Origin of the sequence: Rhodococcus sp. NPDC060176, assembly GCF_042728675.1 — a bacterium.
Classification (GTDB): Bacteria; Actinomycetota; Actinomycetes; order Mycobacteriales; family Mycobacteriaceae; genus Rhodococcus_F.
On the sequence record NZ_JBHWYS010000003.1, the window covers coordinates 977,645 to 1,002,802 of the forward strand.

The window sequence follows — 25,158 nt, forward strand, 5'->3', positions numbered from 1 at the left end:
GCGAAAACAAACTTGAGCGGAATAGACTCAAGTTTGTCCGCGTTGAGCATATTGACACAGTCGCAATACCAACCGGTCGCGGCTCTTCCCGTTCGACTTCGCCAGAAAGGTGACAAGTGGACTCGTTCACACCAACAACCAAGACCCAGGCTGCGATGACGGCTGCACTGCAGTCGGCGTCGTCGGCGGGTAACCCCGATATCCGGCCTGCCCATCTGCTGGTCGCATTGCTCGACCAGACCGACGGCATCGCTGCCCCACTACTCAAAGCTGTAGGCGTCGACCCCACCGTCGTACACCGAGAAGCACAGGCAATCGTCGATCGCCTGCCCAAGACAACCGGCGCAAGCTCCACTCCGCAACTCGGCCGTGAGGCACTCGCGGCACTGACCGCTGCTCAGCACCTCGCCACCGAGATGGACGACGAGTACGTCTCCACCGAGCACGTCCTCTACGGACTGGCCGGCGGCGACTCCGACGTCGCACAGTTGCTCGTGCGCCACGGCGCCACCCAGGACGCACTGCGTGAAGCCTTCACCACCGTCCGTGGCAGCGCTCGCGTCACCAGCCCAGAGCCCGAAGGCACCTACCAAGCGCTGGAAAAGTACTCGACCGACCTCACCGAAGCCGCACGAAGCGGCAAGCTCGACCCGGTGATCGGTCGCGACACCGAGATCCGTCGTGTCGTGCAGGTGCTCTCGCGTCGTACCAAGAACAACCCTGTACTCATCGGTGAGCCCGGCGTCGGCAAGACCGCGATCGTGGAGGGCCTGGCCCAACGCATCGTCGCGGGTGACGTCCCGGAATCGCTGCGAGGCAAGACCGTCGTGTCCCTGGACCTCGGGTCCATGGTCGCGGGCGCCAAGTTCCGCGGTGAATTCGAGGAGCGCCTCAAGGCTGTCCTCGACGACATCAAGAACAGTGCCGGACAGGTCATCACCTTCATCGACGAGTTGCACACCATCGTCGGCGCCGGTGCCACCGGTGAATCCGCGATGGACGCAGGCAACATGATCAAGCCGATGCTCGCCCGCGGTGAGCTGCGACTGGTCGGTGCCACCACGCTCGAGGAGTACCGCAAGTACATCGAGAAGGACGCAGCACTCGAGCGTCGCTTCCAGCAGGTGCTCGTCGGTGAGCCCTCGGTCGAGGACACCATCGGCATCCTGCGCGGCCTCAAGGAGCGCTACGAAGTGCACCACGGCGTGCGCATCACCGACTCCGCGTTGGTGGCTGCTGCCGCGCTGTCGGACCGCTACATCACGTCGCGGTTCCTGCCGGACAAGGCCATCGACCTCGTGGACGAAGCCGCATCGCGACTTCGCATGGAGATCGACTCGCGACCCGTCGAGATCGACGAGGTGGAACGCACCGTTCGCCGACTCGAAATCGAAGAAGTGGCACTCGAGAAGGAAACCGACGACGCGTCCAAGGCACGGCTCGAGAAGCTGCGTCAGGAACTCGCCGACGACCGCGAAAAGCTCAATCAGCTCAGCACCCGCTGGCAGAACGAAAAGCAGGCCATCGACTCGGTGCGCGTGCTGAAGGAACAGCTCGAAACCCTGCGAGGAGAGTCCGAACGCGCTGAGCGTGACGGCGATCTGGGCAAGGCAGCCGAGTTGCGCTACGGCCGCATCCCGGCGCTCGAGAAGGAACTGGAAGAGGCAGCAGCCGCTTCCGGAGCTGCCTCCGACGGTGACGTGATGCTCAAGGAAGAGGTCGGGCCCGACGACGTCGCAGACGTGGTCGCAGCCTGGACCGGAATCCCCGCCGGCCGGATGATGGAAGGCGAAACCGAGAAGCTGCTCCGCATGGAGTCCGAACTCGGCAAGCGGGTAGTCGGCCAGACCGACGCCGTCGTCGCCGTCTCGGATGCGGTCCGCCGCGCCCGAGCAGGTGTCGCCGACCCCAATCGGCCGACCGGTTCCTTCCTGTTCCTCGGCCCGACCGGCGTCGGTAAGACGGAGCTCGCCAAAGCCTTGGCGGACTTCCTCTTCGACGACGAGCGCGCGATGATCCGCATCGACATGAGCGAATACGGTGAGAAGCACTCGGTGGCCCGACTCGTCGGTGCCCCTCCGGGATACGTCGGCTACGAAGCCGGCGGCCAGCTCACCGAAGCAGTTCGGCGACGCCCGTACTCGGTGGTCCTCTTCGACGAGGTCGAGAAGGCACACCCCGACGTGTTCGACGTCCTGCTCGCAGTGCTCGACGAAGGCCGACTCACCGACGGTCAAGGCCGCACGGTGGACTTCCGCAACACCATCCTGATCCTGACCTCCAACCTGGGATCCGGTGGAACACGTGAGCAGGTCATGGACGCGGTACGCCACGCGTTCAAACCCGAGTTCATCAACCGTCTCGACGACGTCGTTGTCTTCGACTCGCTCTCCGAAGAGCAGTTGGAGCACATCGTCGACATCCAGCTCGAGCAGTTGCAGAAGCGTCTGGCTGCGCGTCGTCTCACCCTCGAGGTGAACGGTGCGGCCCGGATGTGGCTTGCAGTGCGCGGCTACGACCCGCTGTACGGCGCTCGGCCTCTGCGTCGACTTGTTCAGCAGTCGATCGGCGACCAGCTCGCCAAGCTGCTCCTGGCCGGCAAGGTCCAGGACGGCGACACCGTGCATGTCGGTGTCAGCGAGGACGCGGATCAGTTGGTTCTCTCCTGATCGGTTCTGCCTCGATTCGGTAAGCGAAATGCCCCGTCGATCCAAGTGGATCGGCGGGGCATTCGCTTTTTGTTCTACCCTGGATGGCTGGATGCTCGAACTGGGGAAGTCTGCACCCGCGCCTCTCCGAACGACTTCGACGCTCTTTCGTCCTAACCGAAGGTGAGCCAGGCATGACCGATCAGAACGATCCGCGTAATTCGGGTGGGCCGCGCCGTGAGGATCCCGAGGCGACCGAGGTGTGGGGGCGTACGCCCGACCAGCCGACGGAGCAATACGGGACGGTGTCCGGCCCGTCGAATCCGAACCAGCCGACGGAGTATTTCGGTCAGCAGCCGGGGGCAGAGCAGTATCCGGGGGCACAGCAGTATCCCTACGGTGGTCCGGATCAGAACACGGAGTACTTGGGTCAGCAGGGGCAGCAGCCGAACCCCACTCAGGCCTTTCCCGCCTACAACCCGCAGTTCGATCCGCAGGCACCGCCGCCCGGTGCGACGCAGGCCTATCCGCCTTACACGGCCCAGCAGTACGGGAACACGCAGCAGTACGGAAATACACAGCAGTACCCGGTTGCCGGGGGCGGCGGTGGAGTTCCGCCGGAACAGCCGTTCATCGAAGACGGGTCGCCCGGAGGTGGCAAGAAGCGCAAGCTCGGGACGTGGGTGGCCGCCGGCGTGGTCGGGATCCTCGTCGCCGTGATCGCGATCATCGCGTTCTCGGCGTTCGGTTCGAACGACAAGGGCACCCAGACCGCTTTCGTCCCCCCGACCACCACGACGCAGGCACCGACCACCACACCGCCGAAGGCGAGCACAACTGCGCCGACTCCGACGACGGATTCCCCGCTCAGCCAGCTTCCGGGCGGGCTCGGCGAAGTGATCGGTGACGCCGGGGGAGCCGTCGGCACCGTGAAGTCGAACGACGGCGGCACGTTGGTCATCGATTCGATCGGCGGCTCGCAGGTGACGGTCCTGACCACCTCGGACACCACGCTCATCGCGCTCAACCGCGCGACCATCGCGGATCTGCAACCGGGAGACAACATCGTCGTCGACGGAACGCCGGTGGAGAACGGCACGATGACCGCGAACACGATTCTGAGTACGTCGTTGCCGAAGTTCGGCAACTGAGTCGTTCACGACACATCGGGCGAGTCCACCAGGGTGTCGCGGGAGGTTGAGGCCGTGAGTCGCTACCCTGGAGGGTGATGACTGGAATGTGGTTCGGACTGGCAGTAATTGCACTCGCAGGCGCGGGTGCGCTTCTGTACGTCGACAGGACGAGGCGAGATCAATCGGGGCGAGTGCGCCAGATCTGGGCAAAGGCGCAGGGCTACACGTACACGGCCACTGATGATCAGCTGGCAGGCGAATGGCACCGCGCGGTCATGGCCAAGCAGGACTACCTGACTGCCACCGACGTCGTCCGCGGCCGCCGTCGCGGCGAGCAGTTCGTGCTGTTCGACCTGGAAGAGACCGCAACCATCGTGGCCGTTCGCCGCGAGATCGGGTCGGACGTCGACATCGATCTTCGGTTGAAGTCGACGGCTCCGCCCAAGGACGGCGACCTGAACCTGCTGGGTGCGATCGGTTCCCGGGTGGTTTTTGCAACGGACCTCGAGATTGCTCGTCGCGTCTGTGATCAGCGCATGGTGGCGTTCACCGAATCCGTTCCGCCGTCGATCAGCATGCTGTGGAGCGAAGGGCAGTGGACGCTCGGTTCGCTCCCGGTGACCAGCAACGGCCGGGATTGGGACGCTGCAATCGAGTCGGTTGCGCGCCTGTCCGGCATTTTGCATGTACTGCCCCCGGTCACGGATCCCAACGAACTCGAGGTCGATCACGATCCGAGCCGCCCGCGGCCGGGCGCCGAGAAGTCTCGCCCCACTCCGGATCCGGTAGAGCAGCCCCGTACGCGTCAGGAGCAGCCGCCTCGTGAAGCTGCGCCGCGTGAGTTTTCGCCGCGTGAGTCTGCATCGCGTGAGTTCGGACCGCATGAAACTGCGCCACGTCAGGACCAATCGCTGCGCAAGCCCGAGGCGGCTGACAAACCGGCTCAGCGTCCGGCGTCGCAGCGCTCGGGCACAATTCGTCCGGTCGACTGACCTTTAAGGTTCCCGTCCAGTAGCAATAACCACTAGCGTGGCCGGTATGTCGACTTCCCACTCGGATCGCCCTGTGCGCCCCGTTGCCCTGGTGACCGGACCTACTTCTGGTCTCGGCGCCGGTTTCGCCAAGAAATACGCTTCCCTCGGATACGACCTGGTTCTCGTCGCGCGTGACGAAGTCAGATTGCACGACCTCGCGTCCGAGTTGAAGACGATGTTCGGCACCGAGTCCGAGATTCTGGTTGCCGATCTCGCATCGGAGGCCGGACGCGATTCGGTCGCGCTGCGCCTCGAGAAGGGCGTCGAGGTGTTGGTGAACAACGCCGGATTCGGTACCTCCGGCGAGTTCTGGACCGCAGATCCGGCGCTTCTGCAGTCGCAACTCGACGTCAACGTCACCGCCGTGATGCGGCTGACTCGCGCGGCGCTGCCCAGCATGATTGCGTCGGCGCACGGAACGATTGTCAACGTTGCAAGCGTCGCGGGCCTGCTCTCCGGTCGCGGTTCGACGTATTCGGCAAGCAAGGCATATGTCATTTCATTCACCGAGGGGCTGTCCGGCGGGTTGGCCGGAACGGGAGTGCGTGTGCAGGCGCTGTGCCCCGGCTTCATCCGCACCGAGTTCCACGAGCGTGCGGGTATCGAGATGTCCACGATCCCCAAGCCGATGTGGCTGAGCGTCGACCAGGTGGTTGCGGCGTCGATGAAGGATCTCGGTGACGACAACGTCATCAGCATTCCGGGAATCCAGTACAAGGTCCTCACGACGGCCGGGCGTCTGGTTCCCAAGGGACTGGTTCGCCGGATGACCAACATCGTCGGCAGAGGCCGAGGGCGAACGTAGCCCAGAGGATGAAGCCGAACGTAGCCCAGAGGATGAAGCCGGACGTAGCCCAGAGGATGAAGCCGGACGTAGCCCAGAGGATGAAGCCGGACGTAGCCCAGAGGATGAAGCCGGACGTAGCCCTGAGGCAGAAGCTGAACACACGGCAGTGGTCGGTAGGCTGAGCACTCATGAGCGATCGTGAGGACTTGGCTGCGCTGGTGCGCGAATTGGCTGTTGTACACGGGAAGGTGACGTTGTCCTCGGGCAAGGAAGCCGATTACTACGTCGACCTTCGCCGCGCGACACTCCATCACAAGGCAGCGCCGTTGATCGGCTCGCTGCTGCGTGAACTGGTCGCGGACTGGGATTTCGACGCTGTCGGCGGTTTGACAATGGGCGCCGATCCGGTTGCGATGGCGGTGATGCATGCTCCCGGACGTCCGATCGACGCGTTTGTCGTCCGCAAGGCTGCCAAGGCGCACGGGATGCAGCGTCAGATCGAGGGCCCGGACATCGTCGGCAAGCGCGTCCTGGTGGTCGAGGACACGACTACGACGGGCAATTCGCCGTTGACGGCAGTGAAGGCACTGCGCGAGGCAGGGGCCACCGTGGTCGGAGTCGCGACGGTCGTCGATCGTGCGACGGGTGCGGACGCGGTGATCGGTGCCGAGGGCGTCGAGTACCGCTCGCTGTTGGGCCTGGAAGATCTGAACCTGAGCTGACGCCCCGTGAGTGGTTAAGGAGTCCCTGCACTCCTCAACCACTCACAGGGGGTTAGTCGCCGACGGTTACGGCGAGTGCTTCGTCGACGCTGTGCGGTGCGGGATCGTGGTCGTCGACGTGAGCGAGGACTTTGCGTCCGCTCGACAGGACGAACACGGCGGCGAGGGTGAGAACCGCGCCGACCCAGAACGGCATGTGGACATTGGATTCGCCGAGCTTGCCGGCTACCCACGGGGCTGCGGCTCCGCCGACGAATCGAACGAAACTGTAAGCGGCCGAGGCAGTCGACCGTTCCACGGGAGCCGAGATCATGACGGTCTCGGTGATGAGTGTGTTGTTCACGCCGAGGAACAATCCGGCGAGGACGACGCCCACGATCAGAACGATCTTGTTCTCGGTGAAGAGAGCCATCATGCCCAGGTCGAGTGCGAACAGTGTCAGTGCCAGCATCATCATCGGCAGTGTGCCGAAGCGACGTTGCAGGCGTGGGGCGAGGAAGACCGACGAGATCGCCAGCATCAGACCCCAGCCGAAGAAGATGAATCCGATCGCGTACGCCCCCATGTCGAGGGGGAACGGGGTGTACGCGAGCAGGGTGAAGAATCCGTAGTTGTAGAGCAGCGCGGTGATGGCGACGGTGAGTAGTCCGCGGTGTCGCAGCGCCTGGAAGGGCGCGGCGATCGACGTGTGGTGTTCTGGCTTGGGTGCGCTGGGAAGCATCACGACGATGAGGATGAAGGCAACCGCCATCAGGGCTGCGACGCCGAAGAACGGTGCGCGCCAGCTGATGTCACCGAGAACCCCGCCGACCAACGGTCCGACCGCGATGCCGATACCCAATGCGGCCTCGTAGAGAATGATCGCGCGTGCGACACCGCCACTGGCCGCGCCGACGATGGCCGCGAGTGCCGTTGCGATGAAGAGCGCATTGCCGAGTCCCCATCCTGCACGGAATCCGACGATCTGCCCGATGGTGCTGGAAGCGCCTGCAAGAGAGGCGAACACGATGATGATTGCGAGGCCTACGAGGAGCGTCTTCTTGGCGCCGATGCGGCTCGAGACCACACCGGTGATGAGCATCGCGACGCCGGTGACGAGCATGTAGCTGGTGAACAGGAGTGAAACCTGGGACGGTGTGGCGTCGAGTTGTTCACCGATCGGCTTGAGGATCGGGTCGACCAAACCGATGCCCATGAAGGCGATGACGCTGGCAAAGGCTACCGCCCACACCGCTTTCGGTTGCTTCAGGAGGCTCGGCGGAGCCTCGTTCTGGTGCGTTGATGTCGCGGTCGTGTTGCTCACGGCCACCTCCTTTTTCAGTGGTGGGTATTTCAGCTGGGATCGGAAGTTTTGATGATGGAACGTAATTCGGCCAATCCGTCAGCCAGCTTCTTGATCTGTTCGGGCTCGAGCTCGACGAAGTGGGGGACGAGGGCGTCGGCGATCTCGTTTCGGCCTTCGTTCAGGATCTTTCGCCCCTTGTCGGTCATGGCGACTCGCACTGCCCGGGCGTCCTCCGGGTCGGCGCGGCGTTCGACGTAACCGTGTTCGCCGAGTTTGCGCAGTAGCGCGGTGGCGGAAGGTTGCGAGCATCTGTCGAGGCGGGCGAAATCGCTGATCCGCATTTCGCCGTACTCCTCGAGGAGTGAGAGTGCGCGCAGCCAGGCGCGTGGGTACTGATCGGACGCGAACGAGCCTGCCAGCTTCGCGAAGCGGTGCGTATTGCTCACGAGGTCGACGAGTAGGTCATGCAGTTGCTGCTGGTCATCTGCCACGAGAAATATTATTGCATAGGTTAACTATGTAAATCAACGAGTGTGTGGCAGATGATCCGTCACGGTCGCGGTGACCAGCGCGGCGATGTCGAAGTCTGGGGCGACGAGCGCGAGGCTTCGATTTGCCGCCAGCACTGCGACGCCGTGGGTTCCCGTCCAGATGCTCAGTGCGGAGGTAGTGGGATCGGACGCTTTTGCCGCTTCGGTCAGTGTCCGGAGAGCTGTGAAGAGGGGGCGTGAGGACTCTCGAAGGTTGCTGCCCGCACCCTCGAGGAGATCGTGGCGAAACATCAACTCGAACATCGCCGGCCGCTCCTGGGCGAATGACACGTATTCGATTGCGGCCGAGATCAATCGGTCGCGTGCCGATTGTTTGCCGGTGAGGATGGGATCGAGCCTGTCGGTGAGGTCGACAAGCCCATGGAAGGCGATCGCGGCGAGCAGGCTGTTGTGCGTCGGAAAGTATCTCCGCGGGGCTCCGTGCGACACGCCCGCCCGACGCGCTATCTCCCGTAGCGTCAGTTCCGTGGGGCCGTCGGCATCGAGAATCTCGACGCCGGTGGCGACGAGCGTTTCGCGAAGGCTGATGACGGTCATAGAAGACAGTGTCTACTATTGCGGACGTAGACAGTGTCTACCCGCGTGTGGAGACGGTTCTCGGTGATGTGCAGAGAGGTGATGCCCAGTGCTCTATTGGTTGTTCAAATTCGTCCTGATCGGCCCCGTCCTGTGGGTGTTCGGGCGACCGACGATCGAGGGCCAGCACAACATCCCCAAGAAAGGGCCGGTGATTCTCGCGGGAAACCATCGGGCAGTCGTCGACTCGTTCTTCCTGGTTCTCATGGTTCGCCGACGCATCACCTTCGTCGCGAAGAGCGAATATTTCACCGGGACCGGTGTGAAGGGCGCGATGCAGCGCTGGTTCTTCGGCGGTGCAGGTCAGGTGCCGATCGACCGTAGCGGCGCCGACGCCTCCCGTGCGGCGTTGGACACGGCCATCGGGATTCTCGACAAGGGCGGAGTCTGGGGGATCTACCCCGAGGGAACACGATCACCCGACGGATGCCTGTACAAGGGAAAGACCGGAGCGATTCGTGTCGCCCTGGAAACCGGGGCGCCGGTCATTCCCGTCGTCGTACACGGCGGCGACGCAGTCAACCCGCCGGGTACGCGGATGTGGCGCTTCAGCAAGGTCCGGATCACGGTAGGGGAGCCGATCGACTTCTCTCGGTACCGCGAACTTCGTGGCTACCAGGCCGTCGTGCGTGCGGCGACGGACGAATTGATGGCAGTGCTCTGTGACCAGTCGGGGCAGGAATACGTCGACGTCTACGGTGCGGACGTCAAATCCGGCGATGCCGCTTGAGTGACCCAGTACGGTCGCTGTTGGACGTGTAACCAACAGGAGGATTGTGATGGCGGGCAAGTGGGGCATCGAGCACGCAGTTTTTGCGGCGGCGACGGCAGCGACCGTGGTCGGGGCAGTAGTCGGTAACGAGCGGGTTCAGCAGATCGCGAAGCCGTTGATCGCACCCGCGCTGGCTGCCCGAGTGCTGCGCAAGCGTTCGGAGACGGAAACCGCCGATACCGCACTGCTTCTGGCCGGCCTCGCCGCCGCAACCGTCGGCGACGTGTTCATGATCGACCCGGACAACGACGCCCGCCTGATCAAGGGAGCGTCGTCGTTCGCGGTGATGCAGGCAAGTTACTCAGCGCTCCTGCTGCGCCGCGGCGCTCGCCCGACCCGAGCCGCCCTGCGGCCCCGCATCAGCGGTTGGTCGACGGCGTCCGGTTTGCTCCGTGCCAAGGCGCCGAGCGTGTCGACGCCGCTGACCGGATACGGATTGATGTTGGGAACCACCTCGACGTTGTCGGCGGACCCCGCTCTGGCGCCGCAGGCGAAGGCCGTGCTCGACCTGGTCGTTCCCAACAAGGATCGACGCTCCAGGCTCGGTTTGGGCGGAGTGCTCTTCACCACGTCCGACGGACTGATCGTGGTTCGTCGACTGTTCATTCGCGGGACTGCGGGCCGCGCCGCTGCCGAGGGCGTGATCTTGGCGTCGTACGCGGGCGCACAGTTGATGCTGGTGGAGGGCATGTTGGCGCTGGGACGCAAGAAGAGCGTCTAGTTTTTCACGGGCACAGCATGATTCGGTCTCGGTTCTTCGGGTCCACCAGGACGGTAACCGTGGATCCGGGAGTAATCTTGTCTTTGTACTCGGGTCGGATCTCGTATTCGATCCGGCCCGAGTACGAGTCGGAGCCCGGAACCGTGAGATGAAGTGCGAGTTTGGCCAATTCACCGTCGACGGTTCGGCGCAGGGGAGTGACCGTGTCTATTCGTGCCCATCCTTCGAGGCCGTGCTTTTCGAGTTTGCGTTCGGCGCGGGTCGGGCGGTTGGCCCAGGCCATACCGAATCCGAGAACCGCGCCGAAAGCGGCGAGCAGTCCGCCGATCTGATAGGGCAGCGTGCCAGGGGGAGTGTGCTCGACCAGCCATCCGAGCCACACCGCGAGCACGATCAGATACCCCACCGCGATGAAACACACGGTGTGTACGACGCGACGGTGATTCATCAGATTTCCTCCACATCCAGGATAGCCTGACCGCATGAGCGAACCGAACGTCTTCATCACCGGCGCTGCGGCGGGAATCGGGCGGGAGACGTCGCTGTTGTTCGCGCGCAACGGATACCGCGTCGGTGCGTTCGACATCGACGACGCCGGCCTTGCGTCCTTGAAGGCCGAGATCGACGGTTTCGGTGGCAGTGTCGTGACGGGAGTCCTGGACGTCACGGATCCGCTCGGCTGGGCGCAGTGCTTGGCCGAATTTGCCGGGGAGTCAGGGCGTCTGGACATCCTGGTCAACAACGCGGGCGTGCTCTCCTCGGGAAGATTCGAGGATATTTCTCTTGCGGCACATCGCCGAATGATCGACATCAATGTCACCGGCACCCTGAACGGCACGCACACGGCTTTTCCGTACCTCCGCGATACCGCCGGGGCGCAGGTGGTCAATCTGTGCTCCGCCTCGGCGATCTACGGCCAACCCGAACTCGCGACCTACGGCGCCACCAAGTTCGCGATCCGCGGCTTGACCGAGGCGCTCGATCTTGAATGGGCGCAGCACGACATCCGCGTACTCGCCCTCTGGCCCCTGTTCGTCCAGACGGCGATGGTCACGGGAATGGACACCGGTGCCACCAGATCGTTGGGCATCAAACTCACCGCCACCGACGTCGCCCAGGAGTTGTGGGCGGCCACGCGCGGCGCCGGACGCATCCACAAGGTTCACTACCCGGTCGGAACTCAGGCGAAGCTCTTCCTCAGTGCGTCGCGTTTCTCGCCCGCGTGGCTCTCACGGTTGATGAACAAGCGCGTCACCAGCACTTAGTCGGCCACACGATAGAGTGCACTGGCGGCTGTTGCGGGGCCAAAGTGACGTGTGTGGAGGTATTCGGGTGGTTCGTGTTCGGGTGGGGTTCGTGTTGTTGAGTGTCGGGTCGGTGCTCTTGCTTGCCGGGTGCGGCGGCGAGGCGGATTCAGCGCCGAGGGTAGCGGCGCAGCCCAGTTCGGCCACCACGACCGCGGTGCCGACGACGACAACCACCGTCGCTCCCGTCGTCACCACGACCACCGAACCTCCGACCACGACACCACCGCCGACGACGACGCTGACGGACGTGCAGTTCGAGCGCAACGAGTCCTACTACTTCACCACTCCCGACGGGAACTTCCAGTGCGGCATCATCAAGTTGCCCACCAGAATCGAAGCCGGGTGCGAGGGTACGACCACCCCGGTTCCGCCGCGACCGGAGAGTTGCATGGTCAACTGGGGCAACGGCATTCGCGTCACCGACGAGGGTGAGGGTGCTTTCATGTGTTCGGGCGGTGAGGTGTACACGTCCGGCGGCCCCGACGCCGATCCGGTGTTGGCGGCCGGCCAACCGCTGAGCAAACTGGGTTTCACCTGCACGACCACCGCGACAGACGTCTCGTGTGTCAACGATCAGACCACGCACGGCTTCACGGTGGCTGCAAATTCCAACGAGGTGTTCTGATGACCGAAGTCGCTGCCGAAGACGTTTCCGGCGGGGCCGGCGAACCGGGACCCACCGAGTGGGGCGAGAACCCCAACGGCGTGGGGCCGTGGACCGAGGAGCACGACACGGAACCTCCCACCGACGAACGCTACGACCCGGTACTTCTGGCCGAGGGTGATCGTCGAAACGTCTTGGACGAGTACCGGTACTGGACGAGGGAAGCGATAGTCGAGGACATCGACTCGCGTCGTCACACCATGCATGTCGCCATCGAGAACTTCGCGCACGACGCCAACATCGGCACGGTGGTCCGCACAGCCAACGCGTTCGCCGCAGCCGCTGTTCACATCGTGGGGCGTCGGCGCTGGAATCGGCGGGGCGCCATGGTGACCGATCGATACCAGCACATCGTTCACCACGCCGACATCGGCGAGCTCGTCGAGTACGCCCGTGAGAATTCACTCACGATCGTGGCCGTGGACAACACTCCCGGGTCGGTGCCGCTGGAGACTGCCAGCCTGCCGCGAGAGTGCATCCTGCTGTTCGGCCAAGAAGGGCCTGGGGTGACCGAACACGCGAAAGAGGTTGCGTCCATGACGGTCTCGATCGCACAATTCGGTTCGACTCGCAGCATCAACGCCGGAGTCGCGGCCGGCATCGCGATGCACGCGTGGGTCCGTGAGCACGCCGATCTCGCCGATTCCCGCTGATCCCGCTCACGTATTCCGGCTAGCGCGTAGCGCCTCGACCAGACAGGATAGATAGTTATGCAGGAAGTGTGGGCAGAGCGAGCCGATGCGGCTGAGGGCGCGATAGTCAGTCGTCACCTTCGGCGCCTGTGGGGGATGCCCCGAACAGCACTCGGCGTGGTTGCCTGGCCTGCAGTTCGGCGCGAGCGGATGTTCAAGCCGTGGCACTACTGGTGGCAAGCACACCTGCTCGACACTGCAATCGACGCACTCGAACGTGACCCGACACCCAAGCGTCGTCGCCGGGTGGCGAAGGTTGCCCGCAGTGTGCGGGTCCGCAACGTCTCGGCGTGGACCAACAATTACTACGACGACATGGCATGGCTTGGTCTATCCCTCGAACGTGCTCAACGCATGTTCTCGGTCGATCACCGGACTGCGGTCCAGGCGCTCGAATCGCAGCTCTTCGATTCGTGGTCCCCGGCCGACGGCGGCGGTATTCCGTGGTGCAAGGGCTCCGATTTCTACAACACCCCGGCAAACGGGCCCGCCGGAATCATGCTGGCGCGCACCGGAAAACTCTGGCGTGCGCAGGCAACAGCCGACTGGATCGACGAGACGCTGCGGGATCCGGACTCCGGACTGATCTTCGACGGTATCCGGCGCGACGGCACCCTCGAGCGCGCGATCTACTCGTACTGTCAGGGCGTCACGCTGGGGTTGGAAACCGAATTGTCGACGCGATTGGGCGAACCGCGTCACCGCGAGCGAGTCCACAAGCTGGTCGACGCCGTGTACGACGGCATGACCGAGTACGGAGTCATCACGGGCGGTGGCGGGGGCGACGGCGGATTGTTCAACGCGATCCTGGCTCGCTACCTCGCGTTCGTGGTGGTGAACCTGTCGTGGGAGACCCACGAGGACCTGCGAGCGCGAGAACTTGCAGCGCAGATCGTTCTGTCCTCCGCGGAAGCTGCCTGGAACAACAGACTGCAGATCGAAGGCCTGCCGCTGTTCGGGCACGACTGGACCAAGGATGCTCAGTTGCCGAGTCTGTCCGGCGACATCGCCACCTTCGCCGCCGGGACGGTGCGCTCGTCGAGTGTGCCCGAGCGAGACCTCTCGGTGCAGGTGGGCGGGTGGATGCTGATGGAAGCGGCATTTGTCGTCTCGGCGGCGGGATACCCCCGTAAGCGTTAGGGTTCTCCGTCATGGAATCCCGGCACGTGATCGACACTGACGGCGTTCGTCTTCACATCGACGTCGGTGGGTCAGGGTCGGACGTTCTAATTCTCTCCGGCGGGCCGGGATGCGTTCACTATCTTGCTCACGACGCGCTGCTTCCTGAAGGAATGCGTGCGTGGTGCCCTGAGCCGCGCGGGGTAGGCCGGTCCGGTGGCGGCGCTCATACGATGGCGCAGGCTGTTGCGGACCTCGAACTGGTCCGGCACACGTTCGAGATCGACAGCTGGGTAGTACTGGGTCACTCCTGGGGCTCCGACTTGGCTGTGCGGTACGCACTCGACTGCCCGGAATCGGTGTCCAGTGTCGTCGGAATCGCGGGGCACGGCCTCCACAAGGACCGGCACTGGTCGAAGCAGTACGAAGCGGGGATCGAGCCGGACCCGCAGATACCTTGGGAACCTGGTGTCTGGCAATCGCTTCAAGCATCGTTCATCGAGTGGATTCATGAGCCACAGCTGTTTCGGCAGTTGGCCGACTCACCCGTGCCCATGACATTTCTCGCGGCGGCCGACGACATTCGCCCGTCGTGGCCGTTGCAGCAATTGGCCGCGCTCGTGCCGAACGCTCATTTCGGGGTCGTCGACGGTGTTGCACACAACTTCTGGCAGTCTCACCCGGACCTGTGGAGGAAGGTCGTCACCGAGGCGTGTGCGAGGCAATCTCCACCAGGATTCGCTCCGCAACGGTCTGGTATCCCAGTCTCCGATTGACGGTCAGCATCGGGTGGTTTTCTGCGTTCACCGTTGTGTAAATCTCTCTCAGCAAAGGAAATTCAGCTGCCAACACACACGCTTGTTGCTCCTTGACCCACTGAGCGAGACCGTGCCCGCGGTGTCGGGGGAGTACCACGGTGTCGTGCTGCGAAGCGTGGGTGCTGTCATTTTCGTCCACCGTCACCACTGTCGCTGCGGCTACTTCGCCGACGGCGTCGTCGACCGCGCAGCACACCAGGAGCACCTGAGAGCCACCGGTCATCTTCCGTTCCCACGATCTGAGCTCGTCGACTCCCCAATTACGTTCGGGCATCTGCAGTCCGGCGCCCGGTGCGTCGAGGAGTCGGTTCAATGCCTCCGAGAAAGAGTGGACAAATTCGTCCGGGGTTCGGTTGCGCCAACTGACGATTCGATAGCCGGGGCGGGCGCTGTCTGCGGTGGGAGGGCTGAGGTGCTGAACCTGGTTGGCCAGTCGAAGCAGCACGCGATGGCTGTCGAACTGCTGCAGGAAGTGCTCGGCTGCACTTCCCGTGCGCGCAGTCACCCTGATTCTGCGCACGCCGAACCGATCGATGTCGGCCTCGACGAGTTCGGCAAGCGCCCGTCCCACTCCTCGTCGTTGCGCACGGGGACTCACGTACATCCGAAACTCTGCGAGATCGGCGTCCGCTGAATTTCTTCGCGCCTGGGCGATGCCGAGAACCTCGTCGGTGCCGGCGTCGCGTGCGATCCAACGCCACACGTCGACCGAATCGTCTTCGGTCTCGATCATTTTCGCCAGCGCAGTCGCCGTCGGCGACGCTCCGGAAAGGTGACGCTGGCCTTCGGAGAACACTTCGCACCATTGCCGAAGAACGGGTGATGTCCTCAGAGACGGTACGAACTCGGCTTCAACTACACAGGTCACCAATGCGACGATACCGAGCGCCCACTCGGAGTTGGAATCACACGAACCGTAACCCTGTCGGAGGAAGGTGGTTGTTGCCAGCATTCAGGCATGTCTGATTCCTCGCGCCAATTGAGCCTCAACGCGTTCATTCACCCCGCCGGCCATCACGAAGCGGCATGGCGGCATCCGTGGACAACCCCTGAGCGTTTGTTTGATGTCACGTACTTCCAGGAGATCGCGCGTACCGCCGAGGCGGCTAAGTTCGACGGAATCTTCTTCGCCGACGGTCCGGCATTGCGCAGCGACGTCGAGCACGGTCCCGCGGGGACGTTGGAGCCGATCACCTTGTTGACAGCCATTGCAGTGGCGACCGAGCGGATCGGTTTGATCGCGACGGCGTCGACCACGTACTACGAGCCGTACAACCTGGCTCGGCTGTTCGCCTCGCTCGACCACATCTCCAACGGACGCGCGGGGTGGAACATCGTCACCACCGGCACCGATCTGGCGGCAGCCAACTTCGGGCTGGCCAAGCATCCGGACCACGGTGACCGGTATTCGCGTGCACGGGAATTCGTCGACGCGGTGGTGCGGCTGTGGGACAGCTGGGAGGACGACGCGATCAGTCTGGACCGCGAGAGCGGAATCTACGCGGACAGAAACAAGATTCACGAGATCAACTACGTCGGGCGGCATCTGCGGGTGCGGGGACCGTTCAATGCACCGCGAACGCCGCAGGGATACCCGGTGCTGGTGCAGGCCGGTGCGTCCAACGACGGTCGTGCGTTTGCCGGTCAGTACGCAGAGGCGATTTTCACAGCGCACCAAAGACTTTCCGACGCTCAGGCGTTCTACACCGACATCAAGTCGAGGGCTGCTCAGTTCGGCCGCAACCCCGATCACGTCAAGATCCTGCCCGGAATCAGCCCGTTCATCGGTGACACCGAGGAGCAGGCGAAGGCGCTCGAACGGGAGTTCAACGAGTTGACTTCGCCGGAGTACGGGCTCGCGCAACTCGGTGCACTCACCGGGACCGATGTTCGGAATCTGGAGCTGGATGGACCGGTTCCCGTCGAATTGTTCGCGGCTGCAGGCGATGTCACCGACAACAAGCAAAGCAGATTGCAGGTGATCGCCGGCATCGTCGAGCGTGAGCGTCCGACGGTTCGTGGCCTGCTTCATCGTTTGGCGGGTGCGCGCGGACATCGGGTGTTTGCCGGAACTGCCGAGCAGGTGGCCGACACTATCGAGGAGTGGTTCACCAGCGGTGCTGCCGACGGATTCAACGTCATGCCGCCGTACTACCCGGGTGGACTCGAGATCTTCGCCGAGCGCGTGGTCCCGATCCTGCAGGACCGCGGTCTGTTCCGGACCGAATACTCGGGTACGACGCTTCGCGATCATTTCGGTTTGCCGAGGCCCGAGAGCCAGTTCTCGGGTAGTGCGTCCGCAGTGCAGTAGGCCCGATTCACGTTGTCGATAACGACAACGGTTATCATTAAGGGATGAAGCAGCTACCAGTAACTGTGCTGTCCGGATTTCTGGGCGCAGGCAAGACCACACTCCTCAACCACATCCTCGCCAACCGTGACGGTCGACGCGTCGCCGTCATCGTCAACGACATGAGCGAGATCAACATCGACGCGGCCCTCGTCGCGGGCCAGGGCCACCTCGATCGCACGGAGGAGAAGTTGGTCGAGCTGACCAACGGATGCATCTGCTGCACGCTGCGTGAGGATCTGATCGACGCCGTCGGCGCTCTGGCGCGAGAAGGACGGTTCGATCAGTTGGTGATCGAGTCCACCGGCATCTCCGAACCGATGCCGGTGGCAGCCACCTTCGACTGGGAATTCGAGGACGGCTTCAGCCTCGGCTCGCTCGCGAAGCTCGACACGATGGTGACCGTGGTGGATGCGTCGACCTTCCTCGGCGAACTGGCCAAAGGCGAACGACTCGACGAGCGCAACCTCGAAGCCGGGGAGGGGGACGGACGAAGCATCTCCGATCTCCTGGTCGATCAGGTGGAGTTCGCCGACGTCGTCTTGCTGAACAAAACCGACCTGGTGAGCCCGCGGGCGGCAGGAACCGTCGAGGCAACGCTCCGCAGGCTAAACCCCACCGCTCAACTGATTCGGACGGACCACGGAAAAGTCACCCTCGATCGCGTCCTCGAAACCGGTCTCTACAACCCGGAACTCGCTGCGCAGGTACCCGGTTGGGACGAGGAACTGGCCGGTGGGCACACCCCGGAAACCGAGGAATACGGAATACGCAGCGTCACGTATCGCGCCTCGCGCCCCTTTCATCCGGCCAGGCTCGAGGCTGCGCTCGGTCAATTCGCCGGCCTCTTGCGAAGCAAAGGATTCTGCTGGATCGCCAGTCGGCCCGAATTCGCCGCGATCTGGTCGCAGGCAGGCCCCAACCTCGTCATCGAACCGGCTCAACTGTGGGCGTCGGCGGCGGAGGTGCCGGGGCAGGAGATCGTGTTCATCGGAGTGAAACTCGACCCGGCGGCGCCGTCGCGAATCCTCGATCCGGCACTGCTGACCGATGACGAACTACGCGAAGGACCGCGGGCCTGGACTCGCTACGAGGACCCGCTGCCGGCGTGGGACCAGAGCCACCTGCACTGAGCAGACGGCTTCTAGTCGAGGACCTCTTCGACCTCGACGTCTTCGGCCGGACGGGCCATCTCCTTGCGGTACTGCCAGATGCCCAACGCGGTACCGATGACCAAGCTGACCATCATCACGATCAGTACGGCGGGCAGCAACCACGGGACACGATCGAGGAACGAGCCTCCGTAGAAACCGAGCAGCAAAAGCACCGGCGCCCAGATGATCGCGCCGATAGTGCTCGCGATGGTGTAGCGCGTGTGGTTCATCTTGGCTGCGCCCGCGACCATCGGGCACAGGGTGCGCACCCACGGAACCCAGCGGGCAATCAGGACCGCCCAGAACCCGTGCTTTTCCAACAAGATGTTGACGCGATGCAGGTTTTTCTCGGTGAAGTACTTGCCGCCCTTACGGGCTTTGATGTGGTTGCCCGTCCGGTGGCCGATGACGTACCCGACCTGGTTGCCGGCAATGGCAGCGATCATCGCGCCCACCGACAACGCCCACACGTGACCTGCACCGGACTCGTGGCCGGCAAGAACGATTCCGGCTGTGATGAGTAGCGAATCACCGGGGAGAAACAATCCGAGGATGATCGCGCACTCGATGAAGACGAACGTGACGACGATGATCCAGACCAACAGAGGCCCGGCAGTCTCGAGCGGGGAGAAACTGCCGGATGCGAGCGTCATCGTCGTCAGTTCTTCGCCTCGTTCTGCAATCAGGGGGTGGGGTCTTCGGGGACTGTCACCGTCGAATTATCCGTAGTGGAAGTATTCGCCGGTTCACTGCGTCTCGACGACAAAAGTCGCTTTCCGATTTCGAAAATGATCGGCAGAACCGACACCAGAACGATGCCGATGAAGATGATGTCGATGTTGTCACGGATGAAGCCGATCTGCCCCAGCCAGTAGCCGAGGAGCGTGACGCCTGCACCCCACACGATGCCGCCGACGATGTTGTACGTCAGGAAGACCGAATACTTCATGCGCGAGGCACCGGCGACCAGCGGAGCGTACGTGCGCACGATCGGAACGAAGCGTGCGAGGAAGATCGTGATCGGGCCGTGCTTCTCGAAGAACGCATGCGACTCGTCGATGTACTTCTTCTTGAAGATGCGCGCGTCGTTGTTCTTGAAGAGAGCCGTACCGCCCTTGATGCCGATGTAGTAACCCACCTGATCGCCAAGAATCGCGGCGATCGGAATGGTGAGGAGCAGCAGCCACAGTGGTGCGAATCCTTCGACCTCACTGGCTCCGGAACCTGCCGCTGCGACCAGACCGGCCGTGAACAGGAGCGAATCACCCGGGAGCAGCGGGAACAACAGCCCTGATTCGATGAAGACGACCAGGAGGAGACCCAGCAAGAACCAGGTCCCGAACGAGTTCAGGAGATGGACGGGATCGAGGAAGTCCGGCAGCAAGGCCAGATTGGTCACGGATTCAGTTGCTGCCAGCACATTCACGGAGGCCAGAGTACCGGCCGAATCTGAGTGTTTCCCACCCCCGCAGGTAATCGCGTCGGTCTCGGTGGCTGATGCCGGGGTTGTACGACGGCCGAGACCGCAAAGAGACGTGGCGAGTAGGACTTGCCATACTGCTAGGACCACACGAAGCGCTTTCACATCGACGAGCGCTCCGAACGACACGTATATGGAGGACTCCCGCCGTGCCTATCGCAACTCCCGAGGTCTATGCCGAGATGCTTGGTCGGGCCAAGGAGCATTCCTTTGCCTTCCCCGCCATCAACTGTGTCGGCTCCGAATCCATCAACGCAGCCATCAAGGGCTTCGCGGACGCCGGCAGTGACGGCATCATCCAGTTCTCGACGGGCGGCGCCGAGTTCGGTTCCGGTTTGGGCGTCAAGGACATGGTCACCGGCGCTGTTGCGCTCGCCGAGTTCGCACACGTGATCGCGGCAAAGTACGACGTCACCATCGCGCTGCACACCGACCACTGCCCGAAGGACAAGCTCGACACCTACGTGCGTCCGCTGCTCGCGATCTCGCAGGAGCGCGTCGACGCCGGTCGTAACCCGCTGTTCCAGTCGCACATGTGGGACGGCTCGGCCATCCCGATCGACGAGAACCTGGCCATCGCCAAGGAACTGCTCGCCCTCTCGAAGGCTGCACGCATCATCCTCGAGGTCGAGATCGGTGTTGTCGGCGGCGAAGAAGACGGCGTCGAGGCCGAGATCAACGACAAGCTCTACACGTCGAGCGAAGACTTCGAGAAGACGGTCGACGCTCTGGGCATCGGCGAACAGGGCAAGTACCTGCTCGCTGCCACCTTCGGCAACGTCCACGGCGTCTACAAGCCGGGCAACGTCAAGCTCAAGCCCGAGGTTCTCGAAGAGGGCCAGAAGGTTGCCGCTGCCAAGCTCGGCCTGGCCGCCGGCTCGCAGCCCTTCGACTTCGTCTTCCACGGCGGATCGGGATCGCTGAAGTCGGAGATCGAGGATTCGCTGAACTTCGGCGTCGTCAAGATGAACGTCGACACCGACACCCAGTACGCGTTCTCCCGTCCGATCGCCGGACACTTCTTCTCCAACTACGACGGCGTCCTCAAGATCGACGGCGAGGTCGGAAACAAGAAGGCATACGACCCGCGCAGCTACCTCAAGAAGGCCGAAGCAGGCATGACGGCTCGCGTCGTCGAGGCGTGCAACGACCTGAAGTCGGCCGGACGCTCGGTGTCCGCAGGCTGATCGGTTTCACAACTGAACTTCACAGAACAAAATGCGCGCCGGCGAGTTTCTCGCCGGCGCGCATTTTCCGTTCCGGTGCCTACTTGCTGGGATCGCAAACCTTCCACGTGCCGTCCTGGCGTTCGAGGTCGAACGTGCGCCACGACTGCTCGCCGGTGCTCGGCAAACTGGCCTGGACCTGAGCGATCGCGGTGTCGTCGGTGATGCGAACAGCGTCGACGGCACCGACCTGCGGGATCGTCTTCTGCGCGACGGCATTGTCGTGGACCTGAGCGAACGCCGCGTCGGGGATGGTCCGGTAGTACTCGCCCAGCGCTCCACACGTCGACGTTCGCAGAGTCGCCAGATCGCCGGTTTGCAGTGCGTCGACGTACGTCGAGATGGCGGTCTGAACCTGGGCTTCAGGTGAGCTTTCGCCGCTACCGCTGTTGGACGAGACGAAGACTGCGATGCCGATTGCCGCGAGGACGGCGACGCCGGCCGCAGCCGCCGCGATGTACCAGCCCTTGCCGCTGCGCTTGGTCTTTTCCGGGGCGGCAGGCTCGATGCGAGTCGGCATCGGCTGGGCCGGAGGCGGGGTTGGCGCGACGCCCACCCGTTGAGGCGCGGCGCGCTGCTGCGGTTGAGGCGCGGCGCGCTGCTGCGGTTGAGGCGCGGCGCGCTGCGGCGGTGGTGTGGGGGCCTGCTGCCCTGTCGGGGGCGCCACCTTGGGAATGGCGACGGTTGCCGGCTCCGGCTTGGGTGCCGGTGCCGGTGCCGGTGTTGCCGTGGGTGCCTGAGTTGCCTTGGGGATCGCGACGGTTGGTGCGCTGGTGGCTTTGGCGTCGCCGTCCGCTTTCGAGCCCGTGCCTGCCTTCTGAATCGCCACAGTCGCAGGTTCGACCGGGGCCGACTTCTCCGGCGCATCGTTCGGGGCTGCGCTCTTTTTCGAGTTGTCGTCTTTCGAGTCCGGCACGGGTAACCCTTCGGTCTTATGCAGCAATGACCATGTCAGGGTAACGACCGGTATGTACCCGGCATAACTCCGACCGTCGGCGAGGCGGTCCTGTGGCGGAAAGGCGTAGCGGGCACAATGAGCGCATGACCCAATTCGGTGACCTGCTCGGACCCAAGCCCACTCTGCTTCCCGGCGACGACGACGCGGAATCGGCACTGCTCAACCACGCTGACCCGGCCCAGGTCGCGGCCAACCATCCCACTGCCTCCATCGCGTGGGCCTACCTCGCCGAGGCTGCCCTGGACAAGGGCGAAACCATCACTGCCTACGCCTACGCGCGTACCGGCTACCACCGTGGACTCGACCAACTGCGTCGTAACGGTTGGAAGGGTTTCGGTCCCGTGCCCTACAGCCATGAACCGAACCGTGGCTTCCTGCGTTGCGTCGCAGTCTTGGCGAAGGCTGCGAAGACGATCGGTGAAGCCGACGAGTACGCGCGTTGCCTCGATCTGCTCGAAGACTGCGACCCCAACGCCGCCGAAGCGCTTGGCCTCGGTTAGCAGTTTCCGCCCGAGCCGGGCCGGCATCAAGGACCGGGCTCGCAAATCGGTGCGTCGGCTTCAGACGTCGGCGCTACCGATCATTCAATGTGCCTTGGCGGCCGGATTAGCGTGGTGGGTTGCCACCACGGTGATCGGGCACCATGCGCCGTTCTTCGCGCCGATTGCCGCCGTGGTCTCGCTCGGTCTGTCGCTGGGTGCACGACTACGACGCTCGTTCGAGTTGGTTGCGGGCGTCACGGTCGGCATCGGAATCGGCGATCTGATCATCTCCGGTATCGGGAGCGGTCCGTGGCAGATCAGTTTGGTTGTCGTGCTGGCGATGTCCGTTGCGGTGCTTCTCAACAGCGGGCCGATTTTCTCCATGCAGGCGGGAAACTCGGCTGTGCTGGTGGCGACGCTCATCCCGCCGGGTGGCAGCGGCGGTCCGGATCGCATGATCGATGCCCTGGTCGGTGGACTGGTGGGCATCGCGGTGGTCGCGATCATCCCCACCCACCCGGTACGACGCGCACGCAAGGATGCAGCATCGATCCTCGGAACAGCTTCCGAGGTACTGCAATTGGTGGCAGACGGCCTCGTCGCGAATGACCCGGACCCGATCGTGAAGGCACTGCAGAAGGCGCGCGCAACTCAAGGCGCCATCGACGGGTTGCGCAGTAATCTTCTCGGCGGGCGCGAGATCAGCCGAATCTCCCCGCTGTACTGGAACAGTCGACCTCGCCTCGAAAGGCTCATGGCAACAGCCGATCCCATCGACAACGCGTTGCGCAACATTCGAGTGCTCGCGCGTCGTTCGTTGACGTTGGTCAGAGATGACGAGATTCTCGATCCCCGTTTGGTGGCTCAGGTCGAGCGCTTGTCGAAAGCCGTTGAAGTGCTGAAAGACATGATCCTGGCGGAGCCGGGGGAGCAGCCCGATCAAGCCGAGGCAGCGCGTGTCCTGCGCTCGGTGGCCAAGGAACTGAAACCTGCGATTGTCGAGAACGCGGGCCTGTCCTCGACTGTGGTGTTCGCCCAGATTCGATCGTTGGTGGTCGACCTCCTGCAGGTCGCGGGCATGAAGCGCATCTCGTCGATCGCCACACTGCCGCCGACTGTGCCGCACCCGGCGTACGAGCCGGATCACTGACCTCTGCCCTTTCCCGCTCACTGAGCAACTCATTGTATGTATGCGAATGTATGCATATGCTCTGAGAAGGACTTGGGAGGGAACAGGACAAATGGGAGCAGGGCACGGCCATTCGCATGGCCACTCGGCAGCAGATTCGGTCGGCGTAGGACCGTCACCGCAGCGCATCAGAAAAATGGCGATCGCACTTGCGATCCTCGTCGCGTTCCTCGTGCTCGAAGCCACGGTCGGCATCCTGATCAACTCGTTGGCTCTGCTTGCCGACGCCGGTCACATGCTTACCGACGTGGTGGGTATGGCCATGGGACTGACCGCGTTGCTACTTGCGAAGAAGGGCAGCACCACCGCGGCCAGGACCTTCGGTTGGCATCGCGCCGAAGTGTTGACCGCCATGGCCAACGCGGTGATGCTGCTGGCCGTCGCGGCCTGGGTCTTCTACGAGGCAATCGGTCGGATCGGAAACGAACCCGAGATCCCGGGCGGCGCCCTGATCATCACTGCGGCTGCCGGTCTGGCCGCGAACATCGTCGTGATGCTGATGCTGCGCGGCGACTCCAAGGACAGCCTGGCCGTGCGCGGCGCCTACCTCGAAGTGCTTGCCGACGCCGTCGGTAGCGTCGGTGTTCTGATCGCCGGTGGCCTTGTCCTGCTGTTCAATTGGACGTGGGCGGACGTCGTCGTCGGTGTTCTCATCTCGCTGTGGGTGGTGCCGCGTGCGATCAAACTGGCCGCAGCATCGCTGCGCATTCTGACACAGGCGTCGCCGGCCGACGTCGACGTCGAAGCGGTCGAGGCCGACCTGGCCGCGCTGCCGAGCGTGATGGGTGTTCACGACCTACATGTCTGGACTCTCACCACCGGCATGGATGTCGCCACGGTCCACCTGACCAGTGACGCGAATTCGTCGAACGTTCTGGAATCCGCGCGCACCGTCCTCGAGAGTCACGGTCTTTCCCACGCCACCGTCCAGGTGGAATCGTGTGCCAACGGCGAGCACTGCGAGAAGAACGTCACTTGGTGAAGCGGGTGATCTCCTTGCCCGGCTTCCAGAGGTCTACGTACATGTGCTCGTCGTCGACAGTCGTATGCACCACCTCGTCGATGTCGAGAACGAAGAGGTGCAGGGGCTTCGGAACCTCGTAGGTGTAGCTTGCCAGCACGGCTTCGAACTCGTCGCCGGTCACCTCGCGTGCGATTCCGGCGATCTTCGCATCGCCGCCTTCCATCGTGTGCTCGCCGGGATTGCTGTGGAGGGCGTAGCGCCCGTCGCGGATGAGGTCCTTCGCCTTGAGCGCGCCGAACATCGAACCGAGCACCAGACGCCCGTCGAGGATTTCGACTTCGGTGCCGCTGACCCTCGGTGAACCGTCCTTGCGCAGCGTTGCGAGGACATGATGCTTGTGGGCCTCGAATCGCGCTTGGACCGCGTCGGCGAGGGTGGGAACTTCTTCGGAGAACTGCTTCCAGGTGACCATGACGGTCATTGTGCACCCCTATTCCTGACAACTTCTGTCAGTGATTCTCGGTAA

At 63.5% G+C, this 25,158-nt stretch carries 27 protein-coding genes; 18 read left to right on the forward strand and 9 right to left on the reverse strand.

Features of this window, described 5'->3' with window-relative positions:
• Positions 1-116: 116 nt before the first annotated feature.
• The 5 genes from clpB (at position 117) to pyrE (ending at position 6,324) form a co-directional block, all read left to right on the forward strand.
• On the forward strand, positions 117-2,669 hold the full coding sequence (gene clpB, locus ACFWEM_RS19490; RefSeq protein ID WP_230816327.1) for an ATP-dependent chaperone ClpB: 2,553 nt from the start codon (positions 117-119) through the stop codon (positions 2,667-2,669).
• Between the two features lie 173 nt (positions 2,670-2,842).
• Positions 2,843-3,799 (forward strand): hypothetical protein, encoded by a 957-nt coding sequence (locus tag ACFWEM_RS19495; protein ID WP_378536087.1) that lies wholly within the window; start codon positions 2,843-2,845, stop codon positions 3,797-3,799.
• Positions 3,800-3,885: 86 nt separating this feature from the next.
• Complete coding sequence (locus ACFWEM_RS19500; RefSeq protein WP_378536186.1) at positions 3,886-4,773, forward strand: hypothetical protein; 888 nt, start codon at positions 3,886-3,888, stop codon at positions 4,771-4,773.
• Between the two features lie 46 nt (positions 4,774-4,819).
• Positions 4,820-5,620 (forward strand): SDR family NAD(P)-dependent oxidoreductase, encoded by an 801-nt coding sequence (locus ACFWEM_RS19505; RefSeq protein WP_378536089.1) that lies wholly within the window; start codon positions 4,820-4,822, stop codon positions 5,618-5,620.
• Between the two features lie 170 nt (positions 5,621-5,790).
• Positions 5,791-6,324, forward strand: coding sequence for an orotate phosphoribosyltransferase (pyrE, locus tag ACFWEM_RS19510; RefSeq protein WP_003944385.1), 534 nt, complete (start codon positions 5,791-5,793; stop codon positions 6,322-6,324).
• Between the two features lie 52 nt (positions 6,325-6,376).
• Here the strand turns inward: pyrE and ACFWEM_RS19515 are convergent, their stop codons facing one another.
• From ACFWEM_RS19515 to ACFWEM_RS19525, 3 genes are read right to left on the reverse strand one after another with little or no spacing between them, the layout of a single operon-like run.
• Complete coding sequence (locus ACFWEM_RS19515) at positions 6,377-7,633, reverse strand: MFS transporter (RefSeq protein ID WP_378536091.1); 1,257 nt, start codon at positions 7,631-7,633, stop codon at positions 6,377-6,379.
• Between the two features lie 23 nt (positions 7,634-7,656).
• Positions 7,657-8,100, reverse strand: a complete 444-nt coding sequence (locus ACFWEM_RS19520; RefSeq protein ID WP_378536093.1) for a MarR family winged helix-turn-helix transcriptional regulator — start codon at positions 8,098-8,100, stop codon at positions 7,657-7,659.
• A 33-nt stretch (positions 8,101-8,133) separates the two neighbouring features.
• Positions 8,134-8,697, reverse strand: a complete 564-nt coding sequence (locus ACFWEM_RS19525) for a TetR/AcrR family transcriptional regulator (protein WP_378536095.1) — start codon at positions 8,695-8,697, stop codon at positions 8,134-8,136.
• Between the two features lie 88 nt (positions 8,698-8,785).
• Here ACFWEM_RS19525 and ACFWEM_RS19530 point away from each other — a divergent pair, with 88 nt between their 5' ends.
• Both ACFWEM_RS19530 and ACFWEM_RS19535 read left to right on the forward strand, forming a co-directional pair.
• Positions 8,786-9,466 carry a lysophospholipid acyltransferase family protein gene (locus tag ACFWEM_RS19530; RefSeq protein ID WP_378536097.1) on the forward strand — a complete coding sequence of 227 codons (681 nt, stop codon included), beginning with the start codon at positions 8,786-8,788 and terminating at the stop codon, positions 9,464-9,466.
• A 49-nt stretch (positions 9,467-9,515) separates the two neighbouring features.
• Positions 9,516-10,229 (forward strand): lysoplasmalogenase family protein, encoded by a 714-nt coding sequence (locus ACFWEM_RS19535; RefSeq protein WP_378536099.1) that lies wholly within the window; start codon positions 9,516-9,518, stop codon positions 10,227-10,229.
• 4 nt (positions 10,230-10,233) lie between these two features.
• On the opposite strand, the gene ACFWEM_RS19540 is transcribed toward ACFWEM_RS19535, so the two are convergent.
• Positions 10,234-10,677 (reverse strand): hypothetical protein, encoded by a 444-nt coding sequence (locus tag ACFWEM_RS19540; protein WP_378536101.1) that lies wholly within the window; start codon positions 10,675-10,677, stop codon positions 10,234-10,236.
• Between the two features lie 34 nt (positions 10,678-10,711).
• On the opposite strand from ACFWEM_RS19540, the gene ACFWEM_RS19545 reads away from it, so the two are divergent.
• The 5 genes from ACFWEM_RS19545 to ACFWEM_RS19565 all read left to right on the forward strand — a co-directional run bounded on the left by ACFWEM_RS19545 (position 10,712) and on the right by ACFWEM_RS19565 (position 14,787).
• Positions 10,712-11,494: an SDR family oxidoreductase gene (locus tag ACFWEM_RS19545; RefSeq protein ID WP_378536103.1), complete on the forward strand. Its 783-nt coding sequence runs from the start codon at positions 10,712-10,714 to the stop codon at positions 11,492-11,494.
• A gap of 67 nt (positions 11,495-11,561) precedes the next feature.
• Positions 11,562-12,161 carry a DUF6636 domain-containing protein gene (locus tag ACFWEM_RS19550; RefSeq protein WP_378536105.1) on the forward strand — a complete coding sequence of 200 codons (600 nt, stop codon included), beginning with the start codon at positions 11,562-11,564 and terminating at the stop codon, positions 12,159-12,161.
• On the forward strand, positions 12,161-12,853 hold the full coding sequence (locus tag ACFWEM_RS19555; protein WP_378536107.1) for a TrmH family RNA methyltransferase: 693 nt from the start codon (positions 12,161-12,163) through the stop codon (positions 12,851-12,853). The genes ACFWEM_RS19550 and ACFWEM_RS19555 overlap by 1 nt, the downstream gene beginning before the upstream one ends.
• A gap of 57 nt (positions 12,854-12,910) precedes the next feature.
• Positions 12,911-14,032: a glycoside hydrolase family 76 protein gene (locus ACFWEM_RS19560; protein ID WP_003944321.1), complete on the forward strand. Its 1,122-nt coding sequence runs from the start codon at positions 12,911-12,913 to the stop codon at positions 14,030-14,032.
• 11 nt (positions 14,033-14,043) lie between these two features.
• The gene (locus ACFWEM_RS19565) at positions 14,044-14,787 is read left to right on the forward strand and encodes an alpha/beta fold hydrolase (RefSeq protein WP_378536109.1); all 744 of its coding nucleotides are present in this window, start codon (positions 14,044-14,046) and stop codon (positions 14,785-14,787) included.
• Here the strand turns inward: ACFWEM_RS19565 and ACFWEM_RS19570 are convergent.
• The gene (locus ACFWEM_RS19570; RefSeq protein WP_378536111.1) at positions 14,714-15,781 is read right to left on the reverse strand and encodes a GNAT family N-acetyltransferase; all 1,068 of its coding nucleotides are present in this window, start codon (positions 15,779-15,781) and stop codon (positions 14,714-14,716) included. The genes ACFWEM_RS19565 and ACFWEM_RS19570 overlap by 74 nt on opposite strands.
• Before the next feature lie 6 nt (positions 15,782-15,787).
• On the opposite strand from ACFWEM_RS19570, the gene ACFWEM_RS19575 reads away from it, so the two are divergent.
• Positions 15,788-17,140: an LLM class flavin-dependent oxidoreductase gene (locus ACFWEM_RS19575; protein WP_378536113.1), complete on the forward strand. Its 1,353-nt coding sequence runs from the start codon at positions 15,788-15,790 to the stop codon at positions 17,138-17,140.
• Positions 17,141-17,184: 44 nt separating this feature from the next.
• Positions 17,185-18,312 (forward strand): GTP-binding protein, encoded by a 1,128-nt coding sequence (locus tag ACFWEM_RS19580; RefSeq protein WP_378448523.1) that lies wholly within the window; start codon positions 17,185-17,187, stop codon positions 18,310-18,312.
• 11 nt (positions 18,313-18,323) lie between these two features.
• Here the strand turns inward: ACFWEM_RS19580 and ACFWEM_RS19585 are convergent, their stop codons facing one another.
• Both ACFWEM_RS19585 and ACFWEM_RS19590 read right to left on the reverse strand, forming a co-directional pair.
• Positions 18,324-18,986, reverse strand: coding sequence for a DedA family protein (locus ACFWEM_RS19585; protein WP_003944306.1), 663 nt, complete (start codon positions 18,984-18,986; stop codon positions 18,324-18,326).
• Between the two features lie 29 nt (positions 18,987-19,015).
• Positions 19,016-19,759: a VTT domain-containing protein gene (locus ACFWEM_RS19590; protein ID WP_378536116.1), complete on the reverse strand. Its 744-nt coding sequence runs from the start codon at positions 19,757-19,759 to the stop codon at positions 19,016-19,018.
• A gap of 203 nt (positions 19,760-19,962) precedes the next feature.
• Here ACFWEM_RS19590 and fbaA point away from each other — a divergent pair, with 203 nt between their 5' ends.
• Positions 19,963-21,000 carry a class II fructose-bisphosphate aldolase gene (fbaA, locus tag ACFWEM_RS19595; protein ID WP_021343256.1) on the forward strand — a complete coding sequence of 346 codons (1,038 nt, stop codon included), beginning with the start codon at positions 19,963-19,965 and terminating at the stop codon, positions 20,998-21,000.
• Between the two features lie 79 nt (positions 21,001-21,079).
• On the opposite strand, the gene ACFWEM_RS19600 is transcribed toward fbaA, so the two are convergent.
• Positions 21,080-21,955, reverse strand: coding sequence for a nuclear transport factor 2 family protein (locus tag ACFWEM_RS19600; protein WP_378536118.1), 876 nt, complete (start codon positions 21,953-21,955; stop codon positions 21,080-21,082).
• A 125-nt stretch (positions 21,956-22,080) separates the two neighbouring features.
• Between ACFWEM_RS19600 and ACFWEM_RS19605 the strand changes: the two genes are divergently transcribed.
• The 3 genes from ACFWEM_RS19605 (at position 22,081) to ACFWEM_RS19615 (ending at position 24,650) form a co-directional block, all read left to right on the forward strand.
• A complete protein-coding gene (locus tag ACFWEM_RS19605; RefSeq protein ID WP_378536120.1) occupies positions 22,081-22,497 on the forward strand; it encodes a DUF3151 domain-containing protein in 417 nt (138 codons plus the stop codon).
• Entirely contained in the window at positions 22,484-23,629 is a 1,146-nt protein-coding gene (locus ACFWEM_RS19610) for an aromatic acid exporter family protein (protein ID WP_378536122.1), read from the forward strand. Before ACFWEM_RS19605 ends, ACFWEM_RS19610 begins: the two co-directional genes overlap by 14 nt.
• 91 nt (positions 23,630-23,720) lie before the next feature.
• Positions 23,721-24,650, forward strand: coding sequence for a cation diffusion facilitator family transporter (locus ACFWEM_RS19615; RefSeq protein WP_003944295.1), 930 nt, complete (start codon positions 23,721-23,723; stop codon positions 24,648-24,650).
• On the opposite strand, the gene ACFWEM_RS19620 is transcribed toward ACFWEM_RS19615, so the two are convergent.
• Complete coding sequence (locus ACFWEM_RS19620; RefSeq protein WP_378536188.1) at positions 24,640-25,104, reverse strand: pyridoxamine 5'-phosphate oxidase family protein; 465 nt, start codon at positions 25,102-25,104, stop codon at positions 24,640-24,642. The genes ACFWEM_RS19615 and ACFWEM_RS19620 overlap by 11 nt on opposite strands.
• Between the last annotated feature and the right edge of the window lie 54 nt (positions 25,105-25,158).